Origin of the sequence: Ramlibacter sp., from assembly GCF_035706265.1 — a bacterium.
Taxonomy (GTDB): domain Bacteria; phylum Pseudomonadota; class Gammaproteobacteria; order Burkholderiales; family Burkholderiaceae_C; genus Ramlibacter.
On sequence record NZ_DASSVG010000055.1, the window covers coordinates 1 to 13,081 of the forward strand.

Annotated in this window: 10 protein-coding genes and 1 tRNA gene; 6 read left to right on the plus strand and 5 right to left on the minus strand. The window is 69.3% G+C overall.

The window, feature by feature from the left end:
• The coding region (locus tag VFM98_RS01905; protein WP_325108197.1) for a Bug family tripartite tricarboxylate transporter substrate binding protein at window positions 1–623 on the minus strand (623 nt) is incomplete at its 3' end.
• A 109-nt stretch (window positions 624–732) separates the two neighbouring features.
• Here VFM98_RS01905 and VFM98_RS01910 point away from each other — a divergent pair.
• From VFM98_RS01910 to VFM98_RS01930, 5 genes are all read left to right on the plus strand, one after another.
• On the plus strand, window positions 733–1,410 hold the full coding sequence (locus tag VFM98_RS01910) for a response regulator (protein ID WP_325108198.1): 678 nt from the start codon (window positions 733–735) through the stop codon (window positions 1,408–1,410).
• Complete coding sequence (locus VFM98_RS01915) at window positions 1,407–2,822, plus strand: sensor histidine kinase (RefSeq protein ID WP_325108199.1); 1,416 nt, start codon at window positions 1,407–1,409, stop codon at window positions 2,820–2,822. The genes VFM98_RS01910 and VFM98_RS01915 overlap by 4 nt, the downstream gene beginning before the upstream one ends.
• A complete protein-coding gene (locus VFM98_RS01920; protein ID WP_325108200.1) occupies window positions 2,823–3,254 on the plus strand; it encodes an RNA-binding S4 domain-containing protein in 432 nt (143 codons plus the stop codon).
• A gap of 91 nt (window positions 3,255–3,345) precedes the next feature.
• Window positions 3,346–4,299 (plus strand): TAXI family TRAP transporter solute-binding subunit, encoded by a 954-nt coding sequence (locus VFM98_RS01925; protein WP_414708971.1) that lies wholly within the window; start codon window positions 3,346–3,348, stop codon window positions 4,297–4,299.
• Window positions 4,300–4,434: 135 nt separating this feature from the next.
• Window positions 4,435–6,657, plus strand: coding sequence for a TRAP transporter permease (locus VFM98_RS01930; RefSeq protein ID WP_325108201.1), 2,223 nt, complete (start codon window positions 4,435–4,437; stop codon window positions 6,655–6,657).
• A gap of 192 nt (window positions 6,658–6,849) precedes the next feature.
• On the opposite strand, the gene VFM98_RS01935 is transcribed toward VFM98_RS01930, so the two are convergent.
• The 4 genes from VFM98_RS01935 to VFM98_RS01950 all read right to left on the minus strand — a co-directional run bounded on the left by VFM98_RS01935 (window position 6,850) and on the right by VFM98_RS01950 (window position 11,847).
• Window positions 6,850–7,026, minus strand: a complete 177-nt coding sequence (locus VFM98_RS01935) for a hypothetical protein (RefSeq protein WP_325108202.1) — start codon at window positions 7,024–7,026, stop codon at window positions 6,850–6,852.
• Window positions 7,027–7,185: 159 nt separating this feature from the next.
• On the minus strand, window positions 7,186–9,816 hold the full coding sequence (locus VFM98_RS01940; protein ID WP_325108203.1) for an Ig-like domain-containing protein: 2,631 nt from the start codon (window positions 9,814–9,816) through the stop codon (window positions 7,186–7,188).
• A gap of 588 nt (window positions 9,817–10,404) precedes the next feature.
• Window positions 10,405–10,498: transfer RNA gene (locus VFM98_RS01945), tRNA-Ser, on the minus strand.
• 80 nt (window positions 10,499–10,578) lie between these two features.
• Window positions 10,579–11,847, minus strand: coding sequence for an aspartate kinase (locus tag VFM98_RS01950; protein ID WP_325108204.1), 1,269 nt, complete (start codon window positions 11,845–11,847; stop codon window positions 10,579–10,581).
• A gap of 486 nt (window positions 11,848–12,333) precedes the next feature.
• Here VFM98_RS01950 and VFM98_RS01955 point away from each other — a divergent pair.
• Window positions 12,334–13,081 (plus strand): hypothetical protein (locus VFM98_RS01955; protein WP_325108205.1); only part of this gene is annotated, 748 nt, incomplete at its 3' end.

Consider the following 13,081-nt stretch of genomic DNA (forward strand, 5'->3'; position numbering starts at 1 on the left):
TCGCTGTAGCCCGAGCCGCCCACGGTGACGTTGCCGCCCAGGATGGCCGCCGTGGCCTCGCCGCCCCCCCGGAACGCCACGTAGTTGATCCTGGAGGGATCCACGCCCACTTCGCGCGCCAGCATGGCCGCGGCGATGTGCTCGGTGGAGCCGCGCGAACCGCCGCCCCACTTGACGCTGCCGGGGTCCTTCTTCAGCTGGGCGACCACGTCGGCCATCGTCTTGAACGGCGAGTTGGCCGGCAGCACGTAGACGTTGTACTCGCTGGTCAGGCGCGCCAGCGGCGTGGCCGTGTGCAGGTCCACCGGCGGCTTGCCGGTGATGATGCCGCCCAGCATCACGGCGCCCATCACCATCAGCGCGTTCGGGTCGCCCTTGCTGCCGTTGACGAACTGGGCCAGGCCCAGCGCGCCGGCGGCGCCGCCCTTGTTGTCGTAGCTCACGCTGTCGGCGGCCTTGGCGTCGATCAGGGCCTTGCCCAGCGCGCGGCCGGTCGTGTCCCAGCCGCCGCCCGGGTTGGCGGGGATCATCATCTTCAGGTTGGCGGCGGCACGGGCCGACAGCGGCAGCGCACCGGCGGCCGCCAGCGCGGCCATCGTCTTCAGGAAATCGTTGCGACGCATCTTGTTGTCTCCAGGGTTGGACCCCGGGATGGTGGTTCGCGACGCTGTCATTCGGCTGTCCGCAGCACTAGGGAAAACACTAAGATCCTGCCGGTTTATGGTTGACGGGATGAAGCTCCTCCTGGTCGAAGACGACCCTTCCATGCAGACGGCGCTGCAGCGCACGCTGACCAAGCGCGGCATGGAAGTGCAGGTGTGCAGCGACGGCCGGCTGGCGCTGGAGCGCTGGAAGAAGGAGCCGCCGGACTTGGTGCTGCTGGATCTCACCCTGCCCGGCATGGACGGCCTGCTGGTGCTGGAGGAGGCGCGCCGCAGCGGGCTGGCCACGCCGGTGCTGATCCTCACTGCACGCGGCACCGTGGGCGATCGCGTGATGGGCCTGAACAGCGGCGCCGACGACTACCTGCCCAAGCCCTTCGACCTCGACGAACTGGAGGCGCGGCTGCGCGCCCTGCATCGCCGCCGCGCACCGCCCGGCCAGGCCGCGAGCGCGGACCCCGGGATCGGCGGCTTGCACTGGGACCGCGAGAGCGGCGCCATCCACTTCCGCGACGAGATCCTCGAACTGGCCCCGCGCGAGGCCGCGCTGCTGCAGGCCCTGCTTGCGCGCCCCGGCCACGCCGTGCCCAAGGAGCGCCTGTTCGAGCTGGTCTTCCCCGGCGAGACCGAGGTGCAGTACGAGGCGATCGAGGTGGTGGTGTACCGCCTGCGCAAGAAGCTCGCCCACACCGGCGTGAAGCTGGTGACGCTGCGCGGGCTGGGTTACCTGCTCAAGGCCGGAGAGTGAGTACCCCACGGCCGGTCTCGCTGCGGCGCTACCTGCTGGCCGGCATCCTGGTGCCGGTGGGGCTGGTGATCGCCGTCAACGCCGCCACGCTGTACCGCAAGACGCTGGACGCGGTGAACACGGCCTACGACCGCACCCTGCTCGCCTCGGCCAAGTCGATCGGCGAACAGCTCGACGTGCACGGCTTCGACGAGAACGCGGTGCTGCGCGCCACCGTGCCCTATTCGGCGCTGGAGGCCTTCGAGGCCGACCTGCAGACGCGCATGTACTACCGCGTCTCCAACCTCCATGGCCAGCTGGTCTCCGGCTTCGGCGACCTGCCGTTCTGGCAGGGCCGCATCCCCGCGCAGCCGCCCTACGCGGCGCTGGTCAACTTCTACGACACCACCTTCCGCGACAACCCGGTGCGCGTGGCCGTGCTGCTGCAGCCGGTGGCCGCGCCCGACGGCCGCGGGATGGCCGTGATCCAGGTGGCCGAGACGCTGGAGCTGCGGCGGCGGCTCACGCGCCGCATCCTGTTCGACTTCCTCTGGCAGCAGGCCGCGCTGGTGGGCGTGATCGCACTGGTGGTGCTGGTGGTCGTGCAGGGCGCGACGCGGCCCGTGCGGCGCCTGAGCGGCGAGATGCGGGCGCGCCCGGCGGGCGACCTGACGCCGATCTCCGCCGAGGGCGCGCCGCGCGAACTGCTGCCGCTGGTGGATGCGACCAACGGCGTGATGGCGCGCCTCGCACACATGCTGGAGAACCAGAAGCGCTTCGTGCGCGACACCTCGCACCAGCTGCGCACGCCGCTGGCCGTGCTGAAGGCGCAGGTGCAGTCGGCGCTGCGCGGCGACGTGGAGCCGCGCCAGGCGCTGCAGGAGATCCGCGACACGGTGGATCGCGCGACGGTGCTGGCCAACCAGATGCTCTCGCTGGCCAAGGTGGAACAGCTGCGCACCCAGGGCGAGGACCAGGTCAACGACCTCGCGCAGGCGGTGCGCAACGTGGCGCTGGAGCTCGCGCCCCTGATCGCCGACAAGGACCTCGATTTCGAGATCGACACCGCGCCGGCGCCGGTGCGCGGCCACGAATGGATGTTGCGCGAGCTGGCGCGCAACCTGCTGCACAACGCCGTGAAGCACACGCCGCGCGGCCGCGCGCTCTCGGTGCGCGTGACTGCGGATGCGGAAGGCGCGGCCTTCGTGGTGAGCGACAGCGGCCCGGGGCTGCCGGAAGAGCTTCAGCCGCGCCTGTTCCAGCCCTTTTCCGCCGGCGACGTGCGCAGCGGCTCCGGGCTGGGCCTGGCGATCTGCCAGGAGATCGTGCGTGCGCTCGGCGGCACGATCGCGTTGCAAAACCGTGAAAACGACAGCCGCACGGCCGGCCTGGACGCCACCGTCCGCCTGCCGCTGGCGGAAAATCCTTCCTGAATGGACAGGATCCGAATCGACAAATGGCTGTGGGCGGCGCGCTTCTACAAGACGCGCAGCCTGGCCACGGAGGAGATCGACCTCGGCCGGGTCTCGATCAACGGCCAGGAGGCCAAGCCGGCGCGCGAGGTGAAGGTGGGTGACACCGTCGCCATGCGGCGCGAGGGCCTCACGCGCACCGTGGTGGTCAAGGGCCTGTCCGGCGTGCGCGGGCCGGCCCCGGTGGCCCAGCAGTTGTACGAGGAGACGGCCGAGAGCCGAGCGGAACGCGAGCGCGCGCTGGAGCAGCGCCGCTTCGCCCGCGAGCCGGCACTGGCGATCGAGCACGGACGCCCCACCAAGCGCGGCCGCCGCGAGCTGGAAGAGGCCCGCCGCGCCGGCTGGGGCGACCGCTGGAGCGCCTCGATCGACGACGAACCGTCGAAGCGGTGAAGAGGGCGGGCGCAACACCCGCGTGCTTCCACTCTTCCGCAAAGCCCTGCCCCATGCTCTACTCGCGCGCGTCGCAACGAGGAGACTCTCCATGAGCATGAAAAAGTGGGCCGCGGCCTTCGCCACCGTCCTGGCCTTCGCCGGCGCCGCGCACGCGCAGCAGTTCTTCCGCATCGGCACCGGCGGCACCGCGGGCACCTACTACCCCGTGGGCGGCATGATCGCCAACGCCGTTTCGCAACCGGGCAAGATCGTCGCCACGGCGCAGGCGAGCAACGGCTCGCTCGCCAACGTCAACGCCATCGCCGGCGGCTCGCTGGAAGCGGGCCTGTCGCAATCCGACGTCGCCACCTGGGCCTACACCGGCACCGGCGCCTTCGAGGGCAAGCCCAAGGTCACCGACCTGCGCCTGATCGCCAACCTCTATCCCGAAAGCATCCACCTGGTGGTGAAGAAGGGCTCGGGCATCAAGAGCGTGGCCGATCTCAAGGGCAAGCGCGTCGCGCTCGACGAGCCCGGCTCCGGCACGCTGATCGACGCCCGCATGGTGCTGGCTGCGTACGGCGTGAAGGAATCCGACATCAAGCCGGACTACATCAAGCCCAACCAGGCCGGCGACAAGCTGAAGGACGGCTCGCTCGACGCCTTCTTCTTCGTCGGCGGCGCCCCCGCCGGCGCCATCGCCGAACTGGCCTCCAGCGGCACGGGCATCGAACTGGTGCCGCTGGCCGGCCCGCAGGCCCAGGCGCTGCTGAAGTCCAGCCCCTGGTTCGCCACCGACCACATCCCCGCCGGCACCTACAAGGACGTGCCCGCCGTCGACACGCTGGCCGTCGGCGCGCAGCTGGTGACCAGCGCGAAGATCCCGGCCGACACCGTCTACCAGATCACCAAGGCCATGTACGGCGAAGCGGCGCAGAAGGCGCTCGCCGCCGGCCACGCCAAGGGCAAGCTGATCACCAAGGAGAACGCGGTCAAGGGCGCGGGCATCCCGTTCCATCCGGGCGCGGAGAAGTTCTACAAGGAAGCCGGCCTGATCAAGTAAGGGGACATGCCGTCACCCCCGCGCAGGCGGGGGCCCGGAGCACGCGCGCAGCGCGTGAGACCCCTGGATCCCCGCCTGCGCGGGGATGACGGTGGGACGGGGAGGCGGGGCCTCCCTGTTCTTTTTGGAGCGACGATGAACACGCAAGCCGCGCTCGACGAGCGCAAGCTGCAGGAACTGGAAGAGAAGTTCGATCCCGAGATGCGCTTCCGGCCCACGGTGGAGCCGGCCACGTGGATCGTGATGGCGCTGCTGATCGTCCTGTCCTGCTTCCACTACTGGACGGCCGGCTTCGGCCTGCTGCGCGAGACCACCCACCGCGGCGTGCACCTCGCCTTCGTGCTGGGGCTGATCTTCCTGGTCTTCCCGCGCACCCGGCGCGCCTACGACGCGGCAGCGCAGACCGGCTGGCACAGCCCGGGCGGCGTGCCCTGGTACGACTGGCTGCTGGCGCTCGCCTGCGCCGCCAGCGTGCTCTACATCCCCTGGATCTTCGACGACCTCGCCTTCCGCGTCGGCAATCCCGGCCTCGCCGACGTCGTGTTCGGCTCGATCCTGTTCGTCACGCTGATCGAGGCGACGCGCCGCTCCATGGGCTGGCCGCTGCCGCTGATCGCGCTCGGCTTCACGGCCTATGCGCTGGCCGGCCCGCTCTTCCCCGGCCTGCTGAAGCACGCCGGCGCGAGCTGGAGCCAGATGATCAACCACCAGTACCTCACCAGCCAGGGCATCTACGGCGTGGCGGTGGGCGTGGTGGCGACCTACGTCTTCCACTTCGTGCTTTTCGGCGTGATGGCGACGCGCATCGGCCTCGGCCAGCTGTTCCTCGACCTCGCGGCGAGCATCGCCGGCCGCTATGCCGGCGGGCCCGCCAAGGTGAGCGTGTTCGGCTCGGCGATGTTCGGCATGCTCTCGGGCTCCTCGGTGGCCAACGCGGTGACCGTGGGCTCGCTCACCATCCCCGCGATGATCCGCGTCGGCTACCGGCGCGAGTTCGCCGGCGCGGTGGAGGCCGCCTCCTCCACCGGCGGGCAGATCACGCCGCCGGTGCTGGGCGCCGCCGCCTTCCTGATGGTGGAGTTCCTCAACGTCCCCTACCAGACCATCATCGCCGCCGCCGTGGTGCCCGCCTTCATGCACTTCTTCGGCGTGTTCATGCAGGTGCACTTCGAGGCCAAGCGCTACGGGTTGCGGGGACTCACCGAGGAGGAAATGCCGAAGCTGCGCGAGTCGCTGAAGCAGCGCTGGCCGACGCTGATCCCGCTGTTCCTGCTGGTGGGCATCCTCGTGTCCGGCCGCACTCCCTATCTCGCGGCCTTCACCGGCATCAGCTCCTGCGTGATCGTGGGCCTGACCACCAAGACGAGCGGCAACCGGCCGGCCAACTGGGCGCTCTTCGTCGTGCTGCACGTGCTGCTGATGCTGATCGGCTTCGCCGAGCTCGGGGCCGACACCGACCGCATCAAGATCGCGCTGTTCGCCACCGGCGTGGTGCTCGCCCTCGCCGGCTGGAAACTGGCCGGCATCACCGGCCGCATCGGGCACGGCGTGGTGGTGGAGGCGTTCGAGACCGGTGCCAAGTACGCGCTGGCGGTCGGCGCGGCGGCTGCCACCGTGGGCATCGTGATCGGCGTGGTCACGCTCACCGGGGTGGGCTTCAAGATCAGCTTCATCATCACGGGCTGGGCGCAGGCCATCGCGACGACGGTCTCCGCCGTGCTGCCGGCTTTCCTGGCGGACCCGCGCAGCCTGACGCTGTTCGCGGCGCTGGCGATGACGGGCGTCGTCTGCGTCCTCATGGGCTGCGGCATCCCGACCACGGCCAACTACATCATCATGGTCACGGTCGCCGCGCCGACGCTGGTGCAGCTGGGCGTGCAGCCGCTGGTGGCGCACTTCTTCGTCTTCTACTACGGCGTGCTGGCGGACATCACGCCGCCGGTGGCGCTCGCGGCCTATGCTGCAGCGGGCATGGCGGGCAGCGATCCGTTCAAGACCGGCAACATGGCCTTCCGCCTCGGTTTGGCCAAGGCCCTGGTGCCCTTCGTGTTCGTGTTCTCGCCCTCGCTGCTGCTGGTGGCCAAGGGCTTCACGGTCTACGACTTCGCGGTCACCTTCGCCGGCTGCGTGCTGGGCATCGTGGTGCTGGCGGCGGCGCTCAGCCGCTTCTTCCTGGTCGAGATGAAACGCTGGGAACAACTGCTGTGCCTCGCGGCCGCGCTGCTGCTGATCGCACCGGGCCTGTGGGTGAGCATGGCCGGCGTGGCGCTCGTAGTGCCCGTGCTGCTGCGCCAGCTTGCAGCACGGCGGCAAGCGGGCGTGCCGCTGGCCGCCGGGCTGGACGTCAGATACCGCTGACCTGTGCTCCCGCCCGAGGCTGGCAAGGTCTCCCCCGCCCCGCCCCCGATACTCCCCGCACTGCAGTCACACGGACAAGCGAGCGCAGGGTAGTACAGGGAAGAACGAAGGCGAGCGGGCAGGACAAGCCGGCCGCCGAAGAACGACAAGGACGATCTGGGAGCACGCAAGCCGCCTTCGGGCGGCTTTTTTTTATTTCGCCCGCCGCTCGCGCGCGCGCCGCACCTGGCGGCTCTCGTTGGCGCGGCGCTGCGCCTCCTCCTTCTGCCGCTTCTTCTCGCGCCACTTGCGCGACAGCAGGCGCGCCACGATGAAGGTGACCACGCAGGTGAGGACGAGGATGAAGGTGCTGGCGAAATCGGAAGGCATGGCGCCTCGCAAAAGGAAGAAGGCCGCGCGGGGCGGCCTTCGGGTCTTGGCGGAGCGGGGGAGTGTCACCCCCGCGCCGGATCGGGCTTTGCGGGGATTCTACCGGCGCCCGCCGGTTCGTCCGCCGTGGCGCGAATCGCCTTTCGGTCGCGGAGTCGCTCAGTCGATGTCGATGTCGAACGTCGCCGAACCACCGAGTTCCGGGCTGCTCGAGAACGCCCGGACCCTGGAAGGCGGCGTGCTCCAGGTGTGGTCGGAGTTGCTCGGATCCTTGGCGCCACCGCCGCCGAAGTTCTGCAGGAACGTCCAGACGAAGCTCGCGTCACCCATGACCGCCGTGCCGACCACGCAGTCCGGGATGGCCGTCGTGCCGTCGCAGGACTGGCCCGCGAAGGGGCCCTTGGCGAACGTGCCGTTCTGGTAGGCGACCGTGATCGTCTGGTGCGCCTGGACCCGGTCGGTCCCGTCGACGCGCCAGCGGCCGCCCAGGCGCGTGTAGCGGGCCCGGATGATGACGATGGGCTCGCTGGCCACCACCGAGACCTTGCCCTTGCCGGCGTTCGCCGACACCACGCTGTTCGCGTCGAGCACCCGGTAGTCGAAGCCGAACGTGCCCGTGGAAGGCGGCACGAAATTGACGACGCCGCTCACCGGCGTGGGCTGCGCGCCGAGCGCGGCCGGCCAGTTGGTGATCTCCGCGTTGCGGACGTCGGCCGCGCCATCCGGATCGCTCGCGGTCGCGAGGAGGTTCATGGTCACGGGCTTGGTCGCCACGGCGCCGGACGCCGTGTCGCCGGCGACCGGCGCGTCGTTGACCGGCTTGACCTCGATAGCGACGGCGCCGGGATTGGAGTCCGGTACGGTGTCCACGGCGATGGAAACCCGGTAGCTGATGCTGTCGGTGCCGCTGGCATTGGGCTGGGGCTGGTACTTCAGGAAGCCGTTGGACACCGAGGCCGTGCCGATCCGGCCGGCGCTGGTGAGCGTGACGCTGACCGGAAGCAGGTTCCGCTCGACCACGTCGCGCAGGTTCTCGACGGTCCCGTTGATCTGCACCGTGTCGTTGGCCAGCAGGTCGAGGGTGGCCTCGGCGCCGGCCGCGCAAGCGCTGGCAGGCCCGTCGCTGCAGTCCTCCATCAGCGAGAGGCTGTCGTTCACCGCGATCGGCGGTCCGATCAGCTGGGTGGCGCCGTGCTTGGTGTCCGTGAACCGCAGGCCGACGCCGCCCTTGGAAGACACGACCTGCACCTGCGCCGGCGCCGCCTTGAGGCCGTGGACCTTGGCGCTGTTGCCGACCAGTTCGACGCCCGAGCCCGCACCGACGCCGATCGTGGATCCATCGCTGCCGGGGCCGAAGCCGGCGAGCGTCAGCACCGCCGTCGGATCGCTGGAAGTCGCCTGCACCGTGAGCGTGCCCCCGAGCGGCCCGTCGAAGCTGGCGGTGGGAATCCGCACGTCGTCGGTCACGGCGCGCAGCGCATACACGGGCGCCACGTGGCCGGAGGCGTCCAGCGCGGAATCGTCCACGATGCAGACGTGGCTGGGCGGCAGGCCACCGGGCGAGGCCTGTCCCCAGTACTGGTTGTTGCCCTCGCTGTTCTCCATCGGGATCGGGGTGCCGGGCGGCGCGCCGTAGGGCGGCGGATTGATGACGGTCTCGCCGGTGTCCGGCTTCGTGCCGATCGCGCCGGCACAGGGCTGCGGATAGAACGACAGCAGCGGCTTGACGTTCTCGGGCTGCGGGGTGCCCGGGATGCGTGCCCGCACCGTGGGTGCGGCAACGGCGAACACGTCGAGGTCGGTGACGTTCCCGCTGGCGTCCGCATGGTAGACCGCCCGCGTTCCATTCAGCTGGGCCGGCAGCGTCCCGCCCATCAGCCGGCCCGCCACGCTGAAGTTGGTTTCGCCGTCGATCGTGTAGATCACGCGGCCGTTGTGGTCGGGGGAAGGCTCCCGCACCTCGATCCGGAAGGTGTTGTGGTCGCGCCCGGGCGTCTGCGACCCATCCACGTTGTTGGCCGTGAACTTCCCGAGCGGACTGCCGGTGATGGGACCGACGCGGCTCGGGTCGGCCAGGTACTTCTTTCCGGTGCCCGGATCGGCCGTGGCCGTGGCGCTCGTGCCGCGCGCGACGTCGAAGAAGGGGTCGGTGCCGCGCGGCATGGAGATCAGGTCCGGCATCGGCGGCAGCTCGGGCCCGCCGGCCACGGCGGAGGGCAGCAGGAACGGGCCCAGCGTGCCGCCCAGGGTGCATTCGAAGGTGTCCGGGCAGCCGATGCCGATGTCGATGGTCTCGAAGATCCGCTCGCCCTGGGGCTGGTCGAAGAAGGTGACGTCCATGAAGGGCGTGACCACGCGGTAGTCGCCGTCGAAGGGCAGGTTCCGGATGTCCAGGCGATGGCGCGAAAAGACGGTGTGGCCGCCGTCGGGAATGGCTTCGAGCGCGAGCACCAGCCGGGCGCGGAAGCCCCGGGCGTCATCCCTCAGCGCGTTGTCGGCGACATAGTAGAAGTGCTCCTCGAAGAAGTTGTCGGGAAAGGACTCGGGCAGGCCGTTGGCAGGCCCCTCCGGCGGCGCGATCACGCACCAGCCACCATCCCACTCGGCCTGCGTCGACAAGTCGCAGAACTCCAGCGTGACCCCCGTGCGGTCCTGGAACCAGGCGGGGAACCCGCCCGCGGTCGGCACCGGGCTGGGGGGCCCCGCGCGTTCGAGAGCCGCGTGCGCCGTGCCGGCGGCCGCGCACGCGAGCACGACGGCCGCTGCGATGATGGTTGGTCTGGTTTGCATCACATTCCTCCGGTGTGGAAAGGCGCAGCAAGCCGGGGCCGGTGGGGATGAGGGGACGGGGTGGTCGCGGCAGGCGTGTGCCGCGGAGATGCGGCAACAGGGGCCATCCGCAGGAATCCGGGCCGGTGGAGTGCCGGCGCGGATCGGGAACAGGTTCATCTCCAGGGGCCAAAACTTCCTCCGCCCAGGACGCACTTCGACGAAAGTGCGTACGAATGCTTACGCAAATACCAAGCCTGATAACAATGGTTCCAATTCGCAACTCGGCCTGGGACTAGTTGGCGCGCACTAGCCCTGGGAAGGCGATGGGGAGGGGAGAAATGGGGGAAGAACCTGGGGGAGGTCCCCGGGGTTGGGGACCCAAGCCCCAGTGTCCCCCAGGCCCGCAGCGCGCAAGAAGGGGCGCCGGGCCGCAAGGCGCAGGCGGTGCCTGCCGGGATGGGGGAAGCGTGTCACGCGTCGGGCCGAGCGGCCGACTGCCCTGCTGATTGCAAGGCTCACGCCAGGGCGCCGCGCGCTGGCTTCCATGCGTGGGGACGCACGACGCACTGGAAGACGGGGGGAAGGAAGGCAGCCTGCGTGGCAGACTGGCGGAGCGAGAGGGATTCGAACCCTCGATGCAGGTTTTGGCCCGCATACTCCCTTAGCAGGGGAGCACCTTCGGCCTCTCGGTCATCGCTCCGAAGGATGGGGATGATACAGCAAAGTGCGGCGGGCCGAGCTGGCCCCCGCCTGACGCGGGGGCGGCCGCGCACGCGCCGCTTACGCGGCCGGCTGGTCGAGGTCGAAGGCGCGATGCAGCGCCCGCACCGCCAGCTCCATGTACTTCTCGTCGATCACGACCGAGGTCTTGATCTCGCTGGTGGAGATCATCTGGATGTTGATGCCCTCCTCGGCCAGCGCGCGGAACATCTTGGAAGCGATGCCCACGTGGCTGCGCATGCCGATGCCGACGATGGAGACCTTGCAGATGCGCGTGTCGCCCTCGATGCGGTCGGTGCCCAGCGTGGCCGCCACCTTGGTCTTCAGCACGTCGAGCGTGCGCGCGTAGTCGTTGCGGTGCACCGTGAAGCTGAAGTCGGTGCGGCCGTCGTGGCTGACGTTCTGGATGATCACGTCGACCTCGATGTTGGCCTCGGCCACGGCGCCGAGGATCTGGTATGCGATGCCGGGACGGTCAGGCACGCCCAGGATCGAAATCTTGGCCTCGTCGCGGTTGAACGCGATGCCGGAAACGACGGCTTGTTCCATCTTCTCGTCTTCCTCAAAAGTGATCAGCGTGCCGGACTTCGCCTCTTCCTCGATCGGGATGTCCCACGGGGTGAAGCTGGATAGCACGCGCAGCGGGACCTGGTACTTGCCCGCGAATTCGACGGAGCGGATCTGCAGGACCTTGGAGCCCATCGAGGCCATCTCCAGCATTTCCTCGAAGCTCACGGTGGTGAGGCGACGCGCCTCCGGCACGACCCGCGGGTCGGTGGTGTAGACGCCGTCCACGTCGGTGTAGATCAGGCACTCGGCGGCCTTGAGTGCCGCCGCCACCGCAACCGCGGAGGTGTCGCTGCCGCCGCGGCCGAGCGTGGTGACGTTGCCCTGCGGATCCACGCCCTGGAAGCCGGTGATGATCACCACCTTGCCCTCGGCGAGTTCCTTGCGCACCCGCTTGTCCTCGATCGATTCGATGCGGGCCTTGGTGTACGCGTCGTTGGTGTGGACGGGCACCTGCCAGCCGGCAAAGCTGACCGCCGGCACGCCCTCGGCTTGCAGCGCCAGCGCCAGCAGGCCCACCGACACCTGCTCGCCGGTGGAGGCCAGCATGTCGAGCTCGCGCTGCGCGGCGGCATCGGTCTTCGCCGGCGCGACTTCCTTGGCCAGGCCGAGCAGGCGGTTGGTCTCGCCGCTCATGGCGCTGGGCACCACCACCATCTGGTGACCGGCGCGCACCCACTTGGCCACGCGCTTGGCCACGTTGCGGATGCGCTCGGTCGAGCCCATCGACGTGCCGCCGTATTTGTGAACGATCAATGCCATCGGAACGGGGAAGGAGAAGCGACCGCGCGAGCAGCCGGGGAAGTCGGGCCCGCGCGCGAGCGGGCCGCGCGCGGAGCTCGGGATTATACCTAGCCAGTCAGTGGCTCCTTACCGCCGGCATGCGTCAGCCCGGCCTAAAGATCCCACCTAATTCTTAGGGGTCATCCCCCAGGCACCTTGGTCGGAGGGGCCGCGGCACCTTCCCCGGCGAGTCCTTTTGTATCAAGAAGCACCTTCGGGCGTCGCCGGTAACAGAACCCAGCGACGTTTCCCCAATGTCGCGGCTCGTTGGGGGTCTTCCCCCACCAGCTTCGGGGGGTGGGTGTCGCCCGGCACCTTCGTCCCCCAACAAAACGTACTCATTCGTATTCTTCCAGGTACTTTCCCGACATGGCACGTTCGCTGCGTAACAGGTCCTTGCAGGAACCGACCTGGTGTTGCACGGAGCAACGCCAGCCAACTACCGATGAAATGGGGACGACCCGTATGAAGACGAAACTGCAAGCGATTTCCGCCGCAGTCCTGCTGGCGATGGCCGCAGCTGCACCCGCCCAAGCCGGCCTCGAAAGGGTCGGCCCGGTCAACAATGCGCCCACCGTCGGCGGCTACCCGGCGTGGTACCAAGACCGCACCGGCGTCACGCTGGAGTTCTGCGATCTCACGACGCAGGCCGAATGGGATGGCGGCTGGTGCCTGCTGGCGCTGCCGGACGGCCCGGAAGGCGGCCTGCCGGAAGTCTTCCCGGACAACTTCTTCGAGGAGCACTTCTACTTCGACGCCACCAACGTGCTGCTCGACGACGCCTTCGAACTGAGGGCCCGCCTGGTGATCGCGCTCGAAGCGGCCTTCGCGGTCGAGAAGCCGATCGAGGGCGACCAGATCGTCTTCGCGCGTCACCGCCTCGACATCCGTCCGCTGCCCTTCGATGGCGACTACCGGGTGATCACGCCTTTCACCGACGTCACCTACCGCAACCAGGCGGCGGGCGAACGCATCTTCGACACCGAGGACTTCGGCATCAACTGCGACAGCTTCGAGTGCTCGCTCAACGGCAAGATCGGCCCCTTCCTGCTGCCCTCGCCGACGGCTGGCGGCAACGAAGTGCCCCCGATGCCCGACCTGCAGAGCTCGCCTCCTGGCACGTACCCGTTCTATGACTCGATGGTGGCGCTCAACGGCGGCCCGACCGCCGCCCCTGGCACCGGCAAGAAATACATTGCCGACCCGGCCCGTG